The organism is Vibrio sp. Vb1026 (assembly GCF_033338745.1).
Classification (GTDB): domain Bacteria; phylum Pseudomonadota; class Gammaproteobacteria; order Enterobacterales; family Vibrionaceae; genus Vibrio; species Vibrio alginolyticus.
The window spans coordinates 409,203-426,379 of sequence record NZ_JAWOTH010000002.1; the positions used below are offsets into that span (position 1 = coordinate 409,203).

Genomic DNA, 17,177 nt, shown 5'->3' on the forward strand with positions numbered 1-17,177 from the left:
TCTATTGCTTTTTGATGACGCAAATCCTCGATAAATGTCTACTATTACTCTCATACAAAATCTTGATTTAAAGAGGGATAAAATGAAAAAGACAATGTTGGCACTAACAGGCGCGGTAATCATTCTTGCAGGCTGTCAAGATGAGAAACCTGCCGAAACAAGCGCAGTTGAAGTACCTCAGGCAACGGAAACTGAAGTCACCACCAGTGCAGACGTTACGACTGAGACAATTGACACGTTACCAGTAGAAGAAGAACAGGTAATTACTGAAGAGACATTTGTAGACTCTGAACACAACGCACAAAGTGCTCTGGACTGGAACGGCACCTACAAAGGAACACTACCTTGCGCGGATTGTGCTGGTATCGATATGACCATCACACTAAATCAAGATGGCACTTACGTACTTGAAGAAAGCTACCAAGACAAAGAAGACGGTCAATCAAAATCTGAAGGTCAATTCACTTGGGACGCAAATGGCAGCATCGTAACGTTGACAAATGAAGATGCACCAAACCAATACTTTGTTGGTGAAAACGTACTTATGAAGCTAGACATGAATGGCGAAAAAGTAACGGGTGACCTAGCACCACTATACAACTTAACGAAACAGTAAGAAGTTAGTATCAATACCTGATAAATACCTCAAATCCGAGCCACCCCAGCTCGGATTTTTCGTTATTTTAACGAAAGCTATTTCAGCAACCTTTCTATTCTGAAGCAACATTCTGCTTCTTACCCTGATTGTTCATTACATTTCCATACGCTTTGCCGATAGATGCTTACAACGTCATTTTGTACAGTGTTCAAAACAAAACAGAACAACTCGGAAAAATGATGAAAAAAACATTAATTGCACTACTTACTCTGACAGCTGCTGGCTCAGCTTTCGCTGGCGATACTTACATTCGTAACGGTAACATCTACAACAACGAAGGCGGTTGGAACGTAGAAGCTGGTGTGGCTCAAGGCAGCGATCTTTTCAAAGATCAAAAGCATAATACAGCACCAATTCTCAACGGTGGTTACCATGGTGACGACTTTAATGCCGACCTAAGTGGCATTAACTACCGCTTCTTCGGTAACACCAATGAGTTAATCAACATGAGTGCCTACCTTGTAGGTAGCGGTGTAATGCGCGACGGTGATACAGCCAAAAGCCTGAAAGGCACAGATAAACGCCGCTTCGCCGTCGATCTAGGTTTAAACGCAGACTTTACACTGGATCAAAACAACGTCATTTCTACGTACCTTCAGCACGATATCAGTGGTGCTTACAAAGGTTACTTAGCGGGCGCGACTTACTTCCACATCATGAAATTCGGTAGTGTTGATTTTGTTCCTTTTGCTAACCTAACTTATCAAAGTGAAGACTACGTAGATTACTACTTTGGTGTAAAACAACGCGAAGCAAACGCAAACCGCAAAGCATACAAAGGTGATTCAACGGTAAGCTATGGTGTGGGCTACAAACTTGTTATGCCAATCAACGACAACTGGCAAGTAAGCCAAATGACACAATACACGCGCCTAGGCAGCGGTATCAGCGACTCATCTATCGTTGATAGTGCAAACCAATGGGTTGTTGGCGCAAGTGTGTCGTACAACTTCTAATCCGATACGCCCTTATAAAGCCATCATTTCGATGGCTTTATGCGTTGGACATTTGCATAATCTTGAACACAGACTCTAGTGTGAATGAGCAATCCATAACCTATGTAAATCGCTATAGCCTGTATTCTTCACCTGCACACCTCGCACTTGCTGTGTTTTTGTCACTTCTTCATAGCCAACAAACAAAGGCAAATATAGGTACTGATCGCGCAGCGCTTTCTCTAGGTTTAATAAAGACTGTAGCGAGTGATCATCTGCCATCGCCCTGCGAACCTTTTCTCTATGGCTTAACATCTGGCTTTGATCAAAACTAAAACGCAGTCCAGTTGCTATCGACAGCCATTCGAAGATGCCATATTCAAATGGTGCTTCCATGACTTCCTCAATGAAGAGCAAATCTGCTTGGTGAGACACTACCTCAGGAAAACTAATGTCATCAATAACGACGATCTCCAACTCCAATCCCGTTGCACGAATCACACTGTGCAACCATTCGGAATGGCGAATTAGACTCGGTATCGTCCAGACAGGTTCAGCTAATACCACTTTACCTTTCAGTTTAGGTATCACACCACCATCTGTTATTGATAAATCTTGCTCATGAGTCTCTAACTGAATGCTGTCAACGGCACTTGGCGCATCATAAATTCGCTTTTGCACATGGATGTAATCAGCGAGTTGATACCAAGTTTCTTTTGTGAGTTGGGATTCCGCGCGTTCGCGGTAGGTCAGATATGAAAATGCGCTAATTTTTTCCACTTCAACGTGATCGGAGCTTTGGTTAAAGCTCAACATATTTAAGGTTTTAACATCACCATGAGACAGCGTTATTTGATCTAACAATGCGCGTGCTGAAAAATACTCTTTGTGCGCTTCAAGAGTCATACTCTCCTGGTTCCAGCCGCTGATTTTAAATGGCCCAGTCCCTATGTGGTAGGAATAACTAGAACCGAAAGAGACGACATCTCGACACAGAATAGACGCATGAGGAGTTGCTAGCATGTATGGAAACAACTTGTTCGGATACTTCAATATGATTTTTAAGCAGTTAGATGTTGCTGCAACCACGCTATCAATGCATTGCCAGAGCTCGTGAACTGGTCCTTTTATCTCCCTAAGTCTTTCTATACTCCAAACCACATCCTGTATGTTAAGGGGTTCGCCATCATGGCGATATATGCCTGGCCGCAACCATAACGTCATTACCTTGCCTTCCATTTTCCATTCGTGTGCTAACGATGGCTCGATACCACCATTGGAATTTTGGGTCAGCAATACGTCATAAACGCTTTTCGCGACGTGTAATTCAGTGTGACGGTAAGTATTCGCAGGGTCAATTTTGGATACCCAAGGGTAAGAAGAAATCAAAATAGCGTTATTTGATTCGTTCAATCGATTCACTTTTTCAGAAGCGATAGTCAGTGCTCTAACCGCGGTTTGACCGAACCAATCAATAAGTTTCGTTATTGAGTTCATTCTTCCTCTGCCAAGCTCCTCAACCAAAAACTCGGTCATCGCTTGTTGGAGGGAAATATTAATACTGAGACGGCTAGCGTTACTTCGGCCAATCGCAGGTTGCCAATCGACCCAATCGTAAGTGGCAAGCTTTTTCATCACAATAGAAACATTGCGCCTCGACGTGCAAATCACCGCTTCTAGCTCAGAAAGCGTAACAAGGTGATACTGGTGAGGTTCAAAGTGCTTTAACAGTAGATCCAGATACCTAAGATTGACATCGTTCACAAAGATTCCTAAGAGTTATTCCAAAGCAAAAAAATAGCACAGGACGCTTAGCAACTAAACTTCCTGTGCTATATCTAAACAAATTCAAAGCTTGGACTCAGCTCGACCAACAGAAGTCAAAAACGTTTACTAAGCCAAGAGGTAACTTGAATAAGTATTCTTAGAAACGGTAGCTCATACCTACAGAGAACACATTGATGTCTGCATCAACCGTTACTTTTTCATTGCCAAATTTCGCAATGTCTAGCTCAGGCATCATGTATTCCCATTCAACTTGTAGAGCAAAGTTTTCAGTAATAGCGAACTCTGCGCCTAAACCGTACATGCCTGTTACAGTGCTGTCAGAAATGGTGGTATGGCCTGCGCTACCGTCAATCACAGAGTTGCTAATTTTGAATTCAGCATTGAAGTAAGAAAGACCAGCTTTAGCAAAAAGGTTGAAACGATCGCCAATCGGTAGAGTCGCTTTTGGCTGAATCGATAGATACTTCATATCACCAACAGTAACAACTTTGCCGTCTAAAGCATCGTAGCCACCAATGGCTGCTTCTAGAGAAATGTATTCGTTGAATTTGTAACCACCGAATACTTTGCCTGAAAGGCTTGAGTCATCTTCAAGTTTAAGTTTAGTGCTAGCGTTAGTACCACCACCATTGATAGAGCCATTAACATCACCAAACGATGCTTGACCTACAGATGCACCAACGTAAGGAGCTGCGTTTGCAACAGAACATGTTGCTAGAAGGGCTGTCATTAGCCATGTTTTTTTAAACATTGTATTTCACTGCCTGTTAATTATTGAGGTTGTGTTTTGCCCATCCTTAAGCATGCCATGCTATCCATTTCACTTGGTTTCAAAACCAAGTGGATGTTAATGAATAAAAACTCAATAAAACATGAAATATTTAGACACAACTTTGCCACTTTCTTTCTTAATTTTGACAATTTAGTCATTTCACAAGCATTGCTGCTTCAACCAGTTAGTGAGTTTGATGATTTCCGCTTGCTTGGCTCGACTCTTTTTATGAATAAAATAGAAGCTGTCGCCGGTTTCCAATCCATGAGAAGGGATATACACCAAATCGTGCGCTTTATCTCTTTCATTAAGCATAAAATCATTCGCAAATGCGATGCCTTGGTCATAACGCGCCGCCTCAATTGCCAACAACATATGACTAAAATGTTGAACATCGACATCTTTCGGCAAGGTGTAACCGCCCGCTCTGCACCACTCAGCCCAATCTTTTCCTCTCTCTCGATAAATTGAGTCTGTCGACAAAATAGGGTATCGCCAAAGCGCTTCTGGAATCGGTTGATCTTGCAACTCTTTCCAAATTTTATGGCTGCAGACCGGATACAACGTCTCCGCGTATAACTTTACCGACATGTAGTTTCGCTTTGGCTTCTCTACCGTGATAAAACAATCGCCAACGCTGTCTGTCTGTTCAGGATCACCAACGACCATATTGAGTGTCAGATCGATTTCTGGATGTAGGCGCTTAAAATCAGACAAACGCGGAATAAGCCACTTTACGGCGAGCGAGCTATAAATCGCCAACCGTATGCTGCCTTTGTCCCCTTCTCGCACCTTTTGGCTGGCCATCGCAATTGAGCTAATTGCTGGGCTAATATCCTCTAAATAGCGGGTGCCCGTATCGGACAAAGAGAGCTTTCTGCCTTGGCGGATAAATAATGATTCACCCAAGTAATCTTCTAATAATCGTATCTGGTGGCTAACGGCACTTTGCGTCACATTGAGTTCTTCAGCAGCAAGCGAAAAGCTAGAGTTTCTGGCAACAGATTCAAAACAGTGAACCGCTCTGAGTGGTGGCAATTTCATTATCTAAAAATCTCATACTTAAACTAATAAATATCACTTCACTTCATCCTATGACATCACCTACTCTTTGGCAAAGAAAGAGGAGAGGAAAAAGTGAAAGTTACATCGGTCGGAGCAGCGATGCTGCTATTAATTGTTGGAAATCTCATTGCGGTGCTTTCGGACTCTTTAATTAAAAGTGTCGGAAATGAAGTGCCTATTTTTCAATTTGTCTTTTTCCGACAAATATCAGCGGTGCTTTTCCTGCTGCCAGTCTACCTGCTAACAAAAAATGCGCCTTTTCTTGAAGGGTTTAAGTGGCATGCTGTTCGCGCTCACGTATGGTTACTTGGTGCAATATTCATGGTTTTGGCGATCTCATCTTTACCGCTCGCAACTGCGAACGCGATCTTTTACGCCGCGCCATTGATCATGTTGCCACTTGCAGCAATCTTTTTTGGAGAACAGTTGTCTAAGCAATCGGTCGCCGCAGCGATAATGGGCTTTGCCGGTGTATTGGTCATCATTCGTCCAGACCAAATCGATTGGGCAGCCATTTCAGCTTTAGTTGTTGCAATTACTTTAGCAATCAATAACTTGCTCATTCGAAAACTGCCAAAAAATCAGTCTGTGATGCAAACGTTATTGATGACAAACTTGGCAGGTATTCCAGTAGCCTTCTTGCTTGTTCTGATCGAAGCAGAACCTTGGGACTGGAGTGCTTTCCCTGTTGCTGCTGGCTCAAGTTTGTTCATCATGATTTATGCAGCAACATGTGTCATCGCTTACCGCTCGATCGATAGCAACAAAATTGCTAGCGCTGAATACAGTGGCTTAATTGGTGCCGTGTTTGTGGGATTGATTTGGTTTGGAGAAGTGCCAGATATATTTATGGCAATAGGAACCATTATGATTGTTGTGCCTCTGGTTTGGCTTTCTAAACGAGAGCGTCGCAAGAAAAAGTTGCAAGAGCAACAAGAAGCGCACGTTACTTAAAGCTGTGCTCTAGCCCAAAGACTAAAAAACCGAGCCGTAAGTGCTCGGTTTTTTTATGTGGCTCTAATCGTTTTTTACGTAAGCGACTACGTGAGATAAAAACTGCCTTGCAAAGCGATCATTAAACCGGATGCGATATTCATGCTCGGCTTCCGACACTAGACGCCAGCCTTCAGCAAAGTATTCTTTGATATCATCAACCGCCTCTTCTTTATTTTTGATGTGTTTCGCGTTCCACTGATAAGTGCAAGAGACAACGATCAGCCCACCCACCTTGGTGGTTTTTTTTAGAGCATTGATCACGCTAAGTGGCGACTCACATTGATCAATCACATTTAAACATACGACTAAATCAAAGCGAGATTGGAGAGTATCAAGCTCAAAAGGCTGGTTAATTAGCGTCAAATCAACATGAGCACATTTCTGTACGATATCTCTATTCTCTACCTCTAAAGTGTTTAAGGTGTTCACATCGTGAAGGTAAGTAAGCTCGACGCGTTGTTCTTCTATTAATAGTTGCTTCAAGCCATCCATTAACCTATTTGAAGGCTCCACAAGCGTCGCTTCTCTAAGGTTAGGTAAGCGTTGCACTAACTCATAATAATTTCTTCCCAGCGCCGCCCCAACCTCAAGTAGGGAATACGGCTGAACGCTGCTTTCGATTACCGCCTGCGCAATAAAATCAGCAACTTGGGAGCAGTGAGGTGATGACAAAAAAGAAAGTGGGACTTGTTTTGAGCGACTGGTTATCATCTCAATCTGTTGATCCTCAATGAACTTGTCGAACCATTGCGCTTCGAAATAACCAGCCAAACCGTGCTCGGTCAGGTAAAAATCTTCCATGTTTTTTCCGTTCGTACTTTTAGAAAAGTGATTGTATCGAACACGGAAATTAACGGGTATTTCTGGCCGCACATTCCAATAGGAAAACAGATGAAAACGCCGCTTGTGTGAAAAAGCCCTTTCATCTCAAAGATAAAAGGGCTTGTTAATCGCTTCGGTTAAGTCGCTAACTATTGTGGTAGAACAACGTTACCATCTTGAATTGGGAACGTTTTTGTCGCTGGCTTGCTCGCCAAACGAACCGTCGTTGGTGCACCTGAAACTTCGTAAGTGACGTCGTAACCCACTACTTTATCAGATGTCGTATATTCTGTATGACACTGTTTTTTCGTCGTTGTTACTACATCACCTTTTTGCACATTCTCCTGGATCTTACGACCTGTCAGTGCACCAGCAATCGTACCAGCTGCAGTTGCAATCACTTTACCTGAGCCACCACCGATTTGGTTGCCCAGCGCTGCTCCAGCTGCTGCGCCACCAACCGTACCAATAATTTTATTGTCATCCGCAGGGGCAACTTGCTCGGTTACTACCACGTCTTTACATACTTGGTGCGGCTTTTTCACCGTTTCAGTCACCGCTTCAACCAAAGTAATGTTTGCTTGAGTTGGAGCTGGTGGCGTTTTGTCTTTACAGCCTGCTAGTACAGCAACAACTGCCGTTGCAATTGCGATAGATTTCATATTCATGATTTACATCCCAGTATGGTTTGCTTTGATGAGCGTTATGGTAAATCGCAAAAGGGAAATCACATCAGACGAAAACAAACCCTCTGTTATTAACAAGTAAAGAAACACTGTTTTATAAGAGGTACGTCAAGAAACACTCAGCAGAATGTCAACAGAGCTAAAACTGTATCACTACTGATTATGATTGGGCTGGACTAGTCTATGAGATTTATTTTTAAGCCAAGCTCAAAAATAGTTCGTCATCCGTTAAATACTTATGACGGTGGCTTAGATTACGCACGTGCATAAACATAAAATCAGGGAAACCAGGCGCTATAATGTTATTTGGTTCCCAGCATACACCGCCAACAAACACATATCGCCCCTGCTTGTCATCTTCGTGAAGGGGGTTATTAAGAGGAGAAGAAAACTCTGCTCGGCAACCTTCAACCACACAAACAATTTGTCCTTTAAAAAGGCCAATCACGCGCTTTACAAGATTTGCCTTGATACCACACTTCCATGCTTGGCGAGTGGCCATCTCATAGCCATATTTTCGGATCGCTTTCTTTTGCAAATGTACTACTAGGTTCATTTTGACTCCTGATTCAAGCAACTACGTGAAGCCCAAAGTCATAAAAGCAGATAGACGTCTATACCCGAGTGAGCTCATGGTACGTGGGAATAAACTACGTGATTAGACTGAGTTTAGTGTCGGATGAGATACACCGTCCACGATGCTGTAACGTATCGATTTACACCAATCAAAGGCAGATAACACATCAACTTTTGAGTGCTTTCCTGCGCTGTATCTGGTTACTTCTGTATATTACTATAACGAAATCACCCTCCACGTTTACCTATATAAATTTGTCGTAACGATAGAGGGTGCTTATCATGGAGAGAGGATAACGCCTACGCGTCGATGAGATAATTTTGACCTTCAGTTTCTAAACGATCGATCATTTTACGACACTCATTTAAATCAAGAGGTTGTTCAAAGCGGCGCTTGAGATTCATCAAAAAGAAGATATCTTCACACATGGCTTTCTCAGGTTCGTCACTGATTTTGGCGACCGGTGAACCATTGCACGTGACCATTTTTATCACGATAGAAAGTGGCTGGTAGGCTTCACCATATTTATTGACATAATCACCCATATCATTGGCAAGAAAAGTACCGATACCAAAACTCACCTGAATACGTCCTTGGAAATACTCGCAAATATCTAACGCTTGTTCGAAGTTAAGTCCGTCGGTAAACACCAGTGTTTTTGTTAATGGGTCTATATTCAGCGACTGGTAGTGTGCAATGATTTTTTCACCCCAGCTATAAGGGCAACCACTATCGTGACGTACACCGAAGTACGCGTTACTTAGTTCTTCATCAAAGTCTTTAAGGAAAGCATCGATACCAATCGTATCGGTTAACGCAATACCTAGTGCACCATCAAACATTTTTTGCCAACGTTGCAACGCCACTTTTTGCGAATCTCGCACATTCACCAGAGCTTGGTGTCCCATAAACCATTCATGAGCAACGGTGCCGATAGGCGTCAAATTCAGCTCTTTTGCTAAGTGATAGTTGCTTGTTCCTGTCAAACATTCCGGCACTTCCTGGCACAAATATTCCAGCATAGTGCGCTGAGCTTGAAAGGAAAAACGTCGACGCGTCGACATGTCAGAAAATTTAAAGTTAGTAATGTTACGACGTTTTAGTTCCGACTTTAGGTGTCGAACTTTCTCTTCTAAAACAGTGGTAAATTGCGCAACAGGGATATCTGACCAACGCTGACGGCTACGAACTTCAGACACGATGCTCATGATGATCGTTTCGTACAAGATGGTGTCTCGCCACAAACCGTTAATGGTAATTCTTAACTGGCTTGAGCCATCAGCCATGGCTTTATTATGGAAAGAGACATCACTTTGTGGGTTGAAACGGAAATGGCGCAGTGCATCAACAAAGTCAGGATTCAGGTAAGGCGCGACACGCTTAATATATTCAATTTCTTCTTGCGTAAATTGAATATCTTGCAGTTTAAGGACTTCGGCTTTTACCTCGGGCAAAAGCTCAGAGAGGTCTTCCTCACTGCGCACGATAAACTTATATGACACCATCGCATCAGGGTAAAGCGCTGTTACAGCGCTCATCATATTGACTTTGTAGACATCGAAATCCAAAGCGCTTTGAATGATGCGGGAAGAAAATAGTTTGGTGGTCATTAGGTGCCCTTCTACATGCCCTTCCTGGGTATATAACTTTTTGTTACTAACTAATTTGCGTAAACAATAAACACCCATCTATAGTTTGTCAACTTTTGTTACTAACCACTCATTTTTATAAGGTTTTTTTGTCTAGAATTCGAGCAAGCATTGTGAATAAGTCAGAGTCATCCGTAAATTTATGCTCAAACCGTATTACGAACACTACCAAAAACGTTTCTAACAACTCGTTACTTACCCATTGATTGACCACTTGTTATGCGCTAGATTACTTACAAATCAATATTAGGACCCAACCATGATCGTATCTGTCGACATTATTCCATTCAGGCTATCTGGCTGTGCCGATAAGGGATTGGAAGTGTTGTTGATTAAACGTTCAAATCCAAATCGGCCATACCATGGAGTCTGGGCACTACCGGGCGGATTTGTCTTTGATAAAGACTTAACCAGTGAAGGCGGACGCCCGGCCGATGAAAACTTTGAAGCGGCGCGTCGCCGAATTTGCCGTGAGAAAATCCATACCTACCCTCGCCATTTTAGCGAAGCATTTATCGACGGTGATCCAAAGCGCGATCCAGAAGACTGGAGCTTAAACATTACGCACTACGCCTTAGTTGATCGTAACAATGTAGAGCAAATAAATAATGCAGGTGTACCGGAATGCCAACTTAAATGGTTTTCGCTACAGGCTATTCTCAATGGAGAAGAAACCCTCGCATTTGATCATCAAAAAACCATTGAAAAAGCGTGGCAAAAGCTTCGTGCATCCATTGAATACACATCGGTTCTTTTGTTTGCATTAGACAAAGAGTTTTTGGTTGCGGACATCATTTCTGCTTATCAAGAGTTTGGTATTGATATCAGCCGAATGACGATTAAGCGCCGCTTGATAGATTCGGGCGTACTAAAACCCACTAATAAAGTCGCTTCTACCAACAAAGGTAAAGGTGGAAAACCCGCAATGGTATATACGCTGACTAGCGACGAAGTAACCTTTTTTCAAAACTGTTTGCGTGGATAAACGCAGACAATCAGACAGACAAGGAGTCTGCCATGACTGTTCGAGTAAACTATCAAACTACAGCAGTGATCGACGTTGATCCAGAGAAAGGCTTTAGTGAGTTATGTCCAAATGAACTGCCCGTTGCAGGTGCGTTGGAAATCGTACCGGAGCTTTTGAACAATCATGCCAAAGGCCGATTAAAACTGGTCAGTCGTGACTTGCACCCACCGAAAGCAAAATGGGATGCAGAATCGCCAGCCAATATGCTTGAGCCCGTTGGTTTACCGAATGTGGATATAAAGTGGAACCGTCACTGTGTGCTTGGCACAACAGGTTCTGAGCTGCTAGATGGTTTACCACCCGTGTTGGACTACGATTTTCAAGTTAATAAAGGCATGGATCCTGATGCGCACCCTTACGGTATTTTTTTCCATGATATTGCCGACACCAGAACGACAGGCGCGCATGAATTTCTAAAGTTCAACGGGATTGATACCTTAGTTATCGGTGGCCTTGCCTTAGACTTTTGCGTGAAAAAATCCGTCATGCAAGCGCTGGAACTTGGCTACAATGTGGTAGTTAATCTTGCTTCAACTCGTGCGGTGCTGCCTGATAATGTAGAGAATGTGCTGACAGAGCTCAGAGATAATGGCGCATTATTTGTCGAAAAAGCGGACGACATCATCGTAGAAAAGTTCGCCTAGAAACGATAGTAACCGAGAAGGATTTCACCATGCATCAACATGAAAAATTGAATTACGTTGAATTTGGTTCCACTAATGTCAGTGCGACCAAACAATTTTTTGAGCGTGCTTTTGACTGGAGCTTTACCGATTATGGCCCAGAATATTCTGCATTTTCAGGACAAGGGTTGGATGGCGGATTCTTCAAATCTGAGTTTATAAACCAAACCGCAAATGGTGGCGCACTTTTAGTATTTTATAGCTCAGACATTCAGGCCACTCAGGCAAAAGTAGAGCAGCATGGTGGAAAAATTATCCGCCCTATTTTCGAATTCCCCGGCGGCTGTCGATTCCACTTCACTGAACCGAGTGGAAATGAATTCGCAGTATGGTCAGAGAGCCATTAAGTCATCACAAATCAACAACACACCATCAACGTGAGCCCAAGCTAGCCAAATCCGGAACTGGCATTACATTTCTGGTTGACCTCATCCTTGGTTTAATTCACTGTTAGCGCAACAATTAATCGATGAGGCGCTAGACCTCGACCAAGGATGTCAAATGAGTGCCGTCAGTTTTTTTCGCTTACTCTGCCTCGCTGCTATTTGGGGTGGCTCGTTTCTGTTTATGCGAGTCGCCGCCAACACATTCGGGCCGGCTTACTTAATCGAATTTCGAGTTACATTTGCCGCCGTCGCTTTGTTATTGATCGCCGTATATTTGAAGAAGAAACTCACGTTAACTGCGCATACTAAACACTTCTTTATTATTGGCTTATTCAATAGCGCAGTTCCATTTTTACTCTTTGCGTACGCAGCCCAGACACTGAATGCATCAACTTTAGCAATATTGAACTCAACCGCCCCAATATGGGGAGCACTAGTTGGCTTTGTTTGGTACCGCAGCCCACTCACAGCGAAATCTGTTCTCGGTATGCTAATAGGCATTGGAGGCGTTGCAGTCTTGGTCGGCTTAGATACTTCAACCATAGGTGAAGAAGCCATGCTCCCTATTGCCGCCAGTTTGATGGCTTCTTTCAGCTATGGCATTGCTACCAACTACACTAAAAATGCGCCACAAGTACCTGCTTTTGACAATGCTCACGGCAGCATGTGGGCGGCGGTTATTTGGGTACTGCCGCTGCTACCATTCTTACCAATGCGTGCAGAACCAAGTCATTTCGAATGGAGCTCTGTTGTCACGCTCGGCGTTGTATGCACAGGGTTCGCTTATTTGCTCTATTTCCGCTTAGTTTCTGATATCGGCCCAGCGTCAGCACTGACTGTCACTTTTCTTGTTCCTGTTTTTGGTATCTTATGGGGCTACTTGGTGCTAGATGAGCCCGTCGGCTCTAACACCATCATAGGAACAATTCTAGTGCTTAGCGGCACTATGCTAGTCACCGGTTTCTCCCCAACAGCAATGCTCGCGAAGAGAAAACGAAGCGTGGCTTAATCAGCCTAATATAACTTCCACACCTCGCTTTTTGATTTGTTCAAGGTCGCTTTTCGGAGCGGCTTTGTCAGTCAGCAGCACTGATATTTCGTCAGTCTTACCAATTGATGAGGGATAAATTTGCCCAAATTTACTAGAATCCGTTAGAACAATATTGCGCCTTTTTTTCGCAATGATGGTTTCTGCAATCTCAGCGCGCATCATGTCGCGGCTAGTAAAGCCAGTGTCTTGATGGAAGCCGTCAATACCCAAGAAGGCCGTGCTGAAATGAATGTTCTCAATACACAACTTAGTCAGCGGTCCGACCAAGCTCTCGCCTTGGTGCTGATACACGCCACCAAGCAAGATAATGTTGGCAGAAGTGTTACGGATGAGATGGGCGATATACGCCGATGGCGTAATAATGGTCACATCGCCGCGCTCAGCCAATGTCCGAGCCAACAACGCATTGGCACTGCCTCCTTCAATCAGCACTGTCTCATTCGGTGCGACCAAATCCGCAGCTTGGTTTGCGAGCGATTGTTTAATATCGAAACGTACTTCTAGGCGGGCATCAATGTCATCACTTTGCAACGCGGTAGCTGCGCCGTGAACGCGCTTTAGGTAGCCCTGTTGCTCCAGAAAGTTCAAATCCTGTCTGATGGTCACACCCGACACGCCAATGATGTCAGAAAGCTCTGTGACTTGAACGCGTTTACGGTCGTTCACTAATTGCAGGATTTCATTTTGTCTTGGGTTCACAGGTTCGCTCCTTATTGATGAGCTTACAGTATACTCACCTGATGTTTCATAAGAAAAGAACTTGAAAGTAAAAAGGAAAAAACGCGTGGTCTGATTAGCCAAGCTGTACCTTGCGAATATCGCTCCCATCAACAGATAATAGGGCAACGAAAATGGGATGGAAGAAGAGGGGTTAACTCCCTACATCCCAACAACGATAGAGACTAGGATAAAAGTAATGGAAGAAATTTACTTCGCAGGCGGCTGCCTTTGGGGCGTGCAAGAATTTATGCGCCACCTTCCGGGCGTAATCAACACAGAAGCCGGGCGAGCAAATGGCACAACGGATAACACTCAATCCGAATACGATGGCTACGCAGAGTGCGTGAAAACCCAGTTCGATGCTGAGCAAGTTTCGGTTGAAACTTTAATGGGGTATTTGTTTGAGATAATCGACCCTTACAGCGTTAACAAGCAAGGTGAAGACGTAGGTGAGAAGTACCGTACTGGTGTTTATAGCCAAAACGAACAGCATCTCACCATCGCGAAAGCGTTTATCGCAGCACGACCGGACGCCGACAAGATCGCCGTAGAAGTACTGCCACTCACAAATTATGTGCCAAGTGATGATGAGCACCAAGACAGACTCACAAACTTTCCGAATGATTACTGCCACATCCCATTAGATTTACTACATAAATACAGGGATAACTCGTAACCATTCGGTCAGCATCGCTTTAAAAGGCAAGATGCATATCAGTTTAAATCGATGCCTTCCACTAATGACAATGTCATTTCTGCCGCCGATATTTCCTTACAACCCGACGAGTTTTGTCCGCACCACAACGGTGTGAATTCATCTCGGTTTTGCTTTTCCATAAGCGCTCTTAGTTGAGCCATTTCAATGGAGGCGTATGGGAATTTCGGCGCAAACTCACTGATGTAGCCTAGCTCCGACATCGCGCGATTCACAATGCCTCTCGCTGGTCGGCCCGAGAAAACATTGGTCACTGCGGTATGTTGCGCGCGTTCACTGGCAATGGCATATCGATGTAAAGACGATGTTTTCGCCTCATCACACAACAAATAGACGCTGCCAACTTGAACGGCACTCGCTCCTAATCTCAACGCGGCTTCCACCCCACTTCTATCAGCGATTCCGCCTGCAGCAATAACGGGCAAATTCACCCGTTTGGCGATTTGTGGTAATAACGCCATCAAACTTAATTGAGTAGTTAAATCATCCGATAAAAACATACCTCGGTGTCCACCAGCCTCCAAGCCTTGGGCGATAATACCGTCAACGCCTTTTGCTTCTAGCCAAAGTGCTTCGTCCACCGTGGTCGCTGACGAAAGGATCTTCCCTCCCCACCCTCTAATTCGAGCTAACAGATCATCGTCTGGCAAACCAAAGTGGAAACTGATCACTGGCGGTGCAAATGGTTCAATCGCGTCAGCAATATCATGATTGAAAGGCATCCTTGTCGGAGCGTTTGGCTGAGCCTGAACGGTTGCATCAACCTCGGAAAAATACGGTTGCAGCGTTTTTTGCCACTTTTCGTGCTTGTTGGCGTCATACTCCGGCATTTCATGGCAAAAGAAATTGAGGTTAAACGGTCGGTTAGTTGCCTGCTTGATAAGTTGAAGTTCTTTTACGATGGCGTCTTTGTTCAGCATTCCACAAGGTAACGAGCCAAGCCCGCCAACATTACTGACGGCGATGGTCATTTGGCTGTCTTGCACACCGGCCATTGGCGCTTGAATAATCGGTAACTCTGTTCCCAAAAGTGTATTAAATACCTTGTTTATCATGATCTTTCCTTGAAAACTTAACCTTTACCTGTGATGGTTCTGCGCCATCGTTATCCAGACTAGACTTTCACATGATTAAACACTTATAAAGTTAAAGTGATGCATTTGTGCGCTATGCACTTTTGATAGAAATGACAAAGGGAGCCTATGGCTCCCTTAATATGCTGAATAACAAGAATCAAAGTGACTATCGTACGACATCTGATTCAAGCTCTAGCTCTGCTACAGACAGCATGGCAAACTCTTCCTCGGCGGTTGCTGCCACCAGTTTGTTGCGGCTGTATAACCCATAATAAACACCACCGATAAGAAACAATCCCATTGTCATGAAAAAGGCTGAGGGATCAAAAGCATAAACACCTGTCATTGCGATCAAAGAAAGCACCAGAGAAATACTCGAAGTAATTACCCCACCAGGCGTTTTATATGGACGAGTTAATTCCGGCTGTTTAATTCGCAATAAAATATGGCTCAAGGACATTAATGCGTACGATACAGTCGCACCGACAACAGCCATCGCCAAGATTAAGTCCCCCTCACCCGTAAGTGAAACCAAGAACCCAAAAACGCCCGGAACCAAAAGCGCACGAGAAGGCACTTTTTTGTCACTGGTTAATGACAAAGTTTGCGGTAAATAACCCGCGCGGGAAAGCGCAAACACCAAGCGACTGTAACCATAAATGATTGAAAAGAAAGAAGCGATAAGGCCAGCCAATCCAAGTAAGTTCACGGCCATTGCTACCGTTGAATTGCCCGTAAGCTTTAGGGCGTCAACTAATGGCACCGCGCTATCGCCTATGACCTTTGAGCCAACCGCACCAGCCAAAAGGACGACTACGAGAGTTGCGGTTAGCAATAAAAACAGCATCGCACCAATGATGCCTTTGGGAACATCTTTTGCCGGATTTTTTGCCTCCTCTGCCGCTAAAGGCACACCTTCAACCGCAAGAAACAACCACATTGCAAATGGCAACGCAGCCCATACGCCATACCACCCAAACGGCAAGATTTCTGTTGCCTGAGCCGTCGCCGGAGCAATATCGAATAAGTTATTAACATCAAAGTGACCAATAAGCACAGCAGCAGTAATGAGAATAGCTAGCACAGCCAAACCGCTGATGACCATCATCACTTTGAGAGCTTCGCCAACACCTGCCATATGAATAGCGATAAAGACGGCGTAGAAAAGTGCGTAAACAACAGGGCCATCGATACCAACCAATTCATTCACGGCTGAGCCAATAAAAATCACTATCGCAGCAGGCGCGAGCGCATATTCAATCAAAACTGATAAGCCAGTGAAAAAGCCGCCTGTCGGCCCCATCGCCTGTCTTGCGAAGCTGTAACCACCACCCGCAGCAGGAATAGCCGCAGACATTTCAGCTAAAGACAATACTAGCGTGAAATACATTACTGCCATCGCGATAGCAGCAATAAGAAAGCCTCCCCATCCTGCTTGAGCGATGCCAAAGTTCCAACCGGCGAAGTCACCAGATATAACATACGAGACACCTAAGCCAGCAAGTAAAATCCAACCTGCGGTGCCTCTTTTTAGCTGCCTTTTGGCCAAGTACTCCTGATGTTTAGACATA

The 17,177-nt window shown here is 44.1% G+C and carries 18 protein-coding genes; 8 read left to right on the forward strand and 10 right to left on the reverse strand.

Annotated elements, in window-relative coordinates:
• Nucleotides 1–82: 82 nt before the first annotated feature.
• Together R7E47_RS05720 and ompV are read left to right on the forward strand one after the other, a co-directional pair.
• Nucleotides 83–616, forward strand: coding sequence for a copper resistance protein NlpE (locus R7E47_RS05720; RefSeq protein ID WP_005373930.1), 534 nt, complete (start codon nucleotides 83–85; stop codon nucleotides 614–616).
• Between the two features lie 221 nt (nucleotides 617–837).
• Nucleotides 838–1,614: an outer membrane protein OmpV gene (gene ompV / locus R7E47_RS05725; RefSeq protein WP_017635134.1), complete on the forward strand. Its 777-nt coding sequence runs from the start codon at nucleotides 838–840 to the stop codon at nucleotides 1,612–1,614.
• Between the two features lie 75 nt (nucleotides 1,615–1,689).
• Here ompV and R7E47_RS05730 read toward each other — a convergent pair whose 3' ends face one another.
• From R7E47_RS05730 to R7E47_RS05740, 3 genes are all read right to left on the reverse strand, one after another.
• Nucleotides 1,690–3,357: an ABC transporter substrate-binding protein gene (locus tag R7E47_RS05730; protein ID WP_318083965.1), complete on the reverse strand. Its 1,668-nt coding sequence runs from the start codon at nucleotides 3,355–3,357 to the stop codon at nucleotides 1,690–1,692.
• A gap of 160 nt (nucleotides 3,358–3,517) precedes the next feature.
• Nucleotides 3,518–4,132 (reverse strand): outer membrane beta-barrel protein, encoded by a 615-nt coding sequence (locus R7E47_RS05735; protein WP_005373936.1) that lies wholly within the window; start codon nucleotides 4,130–4,132, stop codon nucleotides 3,518–3,520.
• A gap of 180 nt (nucleotides 4,133–4,312) precedes the next feature.
• Entirely contained in the window at nucleotides 4,313–5,197 is an 885-nt protein-coding gene (locus R7E47_RS05740) for a LysR family transcriptional regulator (protein WP_005387224.1), read from the reverse strand.
• 93 nt (nucleotides 5,198–5,290) lie between these two features.
• On the opposite strand from R7E47_RS05740, the gene R7E47_RS05745 reads away from it, so the two are divergent.
• Nucleotides 5,291–6,172 carry a DMT family transporter gene (locus R7E47_RS05745; protein ID WP_005373940.1) on the forward strand — a complete coding sequence of 294 codons (882 nt, stop codon included), beginning with the start codon at nucleotides 5,291–5,293 and terminating at the stop codon, nucleotides 6,170–6,172.
• Between the two features lie 63 nt (nucleotides 6,173–6,235).
• Here R7E47_RS05745 and R7E47_RS05750 read toward each other — a convergent pair whose 3' ends face one another.
• The 4 genes from R7E47_RS05750 to pncB all read right to left on the reverse strand — a co-directional run bounded on the left by R7E47_RS05750 (nucleotide 6,236) and on the right by pncB (nucleotide 9,909).
• A complete protein-coding gene (locus R7E47_RS05750) occupies nucleotides 6,236–7,015 on the reverse strand; it encodes a methyltransferase domain-containing protein (protein ID WP_017819786.1) in 780 nt (259 codons plus the stop codon).
• A 170-nt stretch (nucleotides 7,016–7,185) separates the two neighbouring features.
• Nucleotides 7,186–7,704 (reverse strand): glycine zipper 2TM domain-containing protein, encoded by a 519-nt coding sequence (locus tag R7E47_RS05755; RefSeq protein ID WP_005373945.1) that lies wholly within the window; start codon nucleotides 7,702–7,704, stop codon nucleotides 7,186–7,188.
• Between the two features lie 214 nt (nucleotides 7,705–7,918).
• A complete protein-coding gene (locus tag R7E47_RS05760) occupies nucleotides 7,919–8,278 on the reverse strand; it encodes a hypothetical protein (protein WP_005373947.1) in 360 nt (119 codons plus the stop codon).
• A 320-nt stretch (nucleotides 8,279–8,598) separates the two neighbouring features.
• The gene (gene pncB / locus R7E47_RS05765) at nucleotides 8,599–9,909 is read right to left on the reverse strand and encodes a nicotinate phosphoribosyltransferase (protein ID WP_222716446.1); all 1,311 of its coding nucleotides are present in this window, start codon (nucleotides 9,907–9,909) and stop codon (nucleotides 8,599–8,601) included.
• A gap of 298 nt (nucleotides 9,910–10,207) precedes the next feature.
• Between pncB and R7E47_RS05770 the strand changes: the two genes are divergently transcribed.
• The 4 genes from R7E47_RS05770 to R7E47_RS05785 all read left to right on the forward strand — a co-directional run bounded on the left by R7E47_RS05770 (nucleotide 10,208) and on the right by R7E47_RS05785 (nucleotide 13,053).
• A complete protein-coding gene (locus R7E47_RS05770; RefSeq protein WP_005373953.1) occupies nucleotides 10,208–10,933 on the forward strand; it encodes an NUDIX domain-containing protein in 726 nt (241 codons plus the stop codon).
• Nucleotides 10,934–10,965: 32 nt separating this feature from the next.
• Nucleotides 10,966–11,619 carry an isochorismatase family protein gene (locus R7E47_RS05775; RefSeq protein WP_054730622.1) on the forward strand — a complete coding sequence of 218 codons (654 nt, stop codon included), beginning with the start codon at nucleotides 10,966–10,968 and terminating at the stop codon, nucleotides 11,617–11,619.
• A gap of 29 nt (nucleotides 11,620–11,648) precedes the next feature.
• On the forward strand, nucleotides 11,649–12,005 hold the full coding sequence (locus tag R7E47_RS05780; protein ID WP_005373957.1) for a VOC family protein: 357 nt from the start codon (nucleotides 11,649–11,651) through the stop codon (nucleotides 12,003–12,005).
• A 154-nt stretch (nucleotides 12,006–12,159) separates the two neighbouring features.
• Entirely contained in the window at nucleotides 12,160–13,053 is an 894-nt protein-coding gene (locus R7E47_RS05785; RefSeq protein WP_222716447.1) for a DMT family transporter, read from the forward strand.
• Here R7E47_RS05785 and R7E47_RS05790 read toward each other — a convergent pair whose 3' ends face one another.
• Nucleotides 13,054–13,794 carry a DNA-binding transcriptional regulator YciT gene (locus R7E47_RS05790; protein ID WP_017635127.1) on the reverse strand — a complete coding sequence of 247 codons (741 nt, stop codon included), beginning with the start codon at nucleotides 13,792–13,794 and terminating at the stop codon, nucleotides 13,054–13,056. It abuts the gene before it with no gap.
• A gap of 217 nt (nucleotides 13,795–14,011) precedes the next feature.
• On the opposite strand from R7E47_RS05790, the gene R7E47_RS05795 reads away from it, so the two are divergent.
• Nucleotides 14,012–14,491, forward strand: a complete 480-nt coding sequence (locus R7E47_RS05795; RefSeq protein ID WP_005388723.1) for a peptide-methionine (S)-S-oxide reductase — start codon at nucleotides 14,012–14,014, stop codon at nucleotides 14,489–14,491.
• Nucleotides 14,492–14,529: 38 nt separating this feature from the next.
• Here the strand turns inward: R7E47_RS05795 and R7E47_RS05800 are convergent, their stop codons facing one another.
• Entirely contained in the window at nucleotides 14,530–15,585 is a 1,056-nt protein-coding gene (locus tag R7E47_RS05800; RefSeq protein WP_033906298.1) for an NAD(P)H-dependent flavin oxidoreductase, read from the reverse strand.
• 187 nt (nucleotides 15,586–15,772) lie between these two features.
• Nucleotides 15,773–17,176: an ethanolamine permease gene (gene eat, locus R7E47_RS05805; RefSeq protein WP_318083966.1), complete on the reverse strand. Its 1,404-nt coding sequence runs from the start codon at nucleotides 17,174–17,176 to the stop codon at nucleotides 15,773–15,775.
• Between the last annotated feature and the right edge of the window lies 1 nt (nucleotide 17,177).

What these genes read in the sequence shown, in the direction of transcription:
- ompV (WP_017635134.1), top strand. Translation starts at nt 838, where the DNA reads ATGAAAAAAACATTAATTGCACTACTTACTCTGACAGCTGCTGGCTCA.
- R7E47_RS05785 (WP_222716447.1), top strand. Translation starts at nt 12,160, where the DNA reads ATGAGTGCCGTCAGTTTTTTTCGCTTACTCTGCCTCGCTGCTATTTGG.
- R7E47_RS05755 (WP_005373945.1), bottom strand. Translation starts at nt 7,704, where the DNA reads ATGAATATGAAATCTATCGCAATTGCAACGGCAGTTGTTGCTGTACTA.
- pncB (WP_222716446.1), bottom strand. Translation starts at nt 9,909, where the DNA reads ATGACCACCAAACTATTTTCTTCCCGCATCATTCAAAGCGCTTTGGAT.
- R7E47_RS05760 (WP_005373947.1), bottom strand. Translation starts at nt 8,278, where the DNA reads ATGAACCTAGTAGTACATTTGCAAAAGAAAGCGATCCGAAAATATGGC.
- R7E47_RS05795 (WP_005388723.1), top strand. Translation starts at nt 14,012, where the DNA reads ATGGAAGAAATTTACTTCGCAGGCGGCTGCCTTTGGGGCGTGCAAGAA.
- R7E47_RS05720 (WP_005373930.1), top strand. Translation starts at nt 83, where the DNA reads ATGAAAAAGACAATGTTGGCACTAACAGGCGCGGTAATCATTCTTGCA.
- R7E47_RS05735 (WP_005373936.1), bottom strand. Translation starts at nt 4,132, where the DNA reads ATGTTTAAAAAAACATGGCTAATGACAGCCCTTCTAGCAACATGTTCT.
- eat (WP_318083966.1), bottom strand. Translation starts at nt 17,176, where the DNA reads ATGTCTAAACATCAGGAGTACTTGGCCAAAAGGCAGCTAAAAAGAGGC.
- R7E47_RS05740 (WP_005387224.1), bottom strand. Translation starts at nt 5,197, where the DNA reads ATGAAATTGCCACCACTCAGAGCGGTTCACTGTTTTGAATCTGTTGCC.
- R7E47_RS05780 (WP_005373957.1), top strand. Translation starts at nt 11,649, where the DNA reads ATGCATCAACATGAAAAATTGAATTACGTTGAATTTGGTTCCACTAAT.
- R7E47_RS05770 (WP_005373953.1), top strand. Translation starts at nt 10,208, where the DNA reads ATGATCGTATCTGTCGACATTATTCCATTCAGGCTATCTGGCTGTGCC.
- R7E47_RS05750 (WP_017819786.1), bottom strand. Translation starts at nt 7,015, where the DNA reads ATGGAAGATTTTTACCTGACCGAGCACGGTTTGGCTGGTTATTTCGAA.
- R7E47_RS05800 (WP_033906298.1), bottom strand. Translation starts at nt 15,585, where the DNA reads ATGATAAACAAGGTATTTAATACACTTTTGGGAACAGAGTTACCGATT.
- R7E47_RS05775 (WP_054730622.1), top strand. Translation starts at nt 10,966, where the DNA reads ATGACTGTTCGAGTAAACTATCAAACTACAGCAGTGATCGACGTTGAT.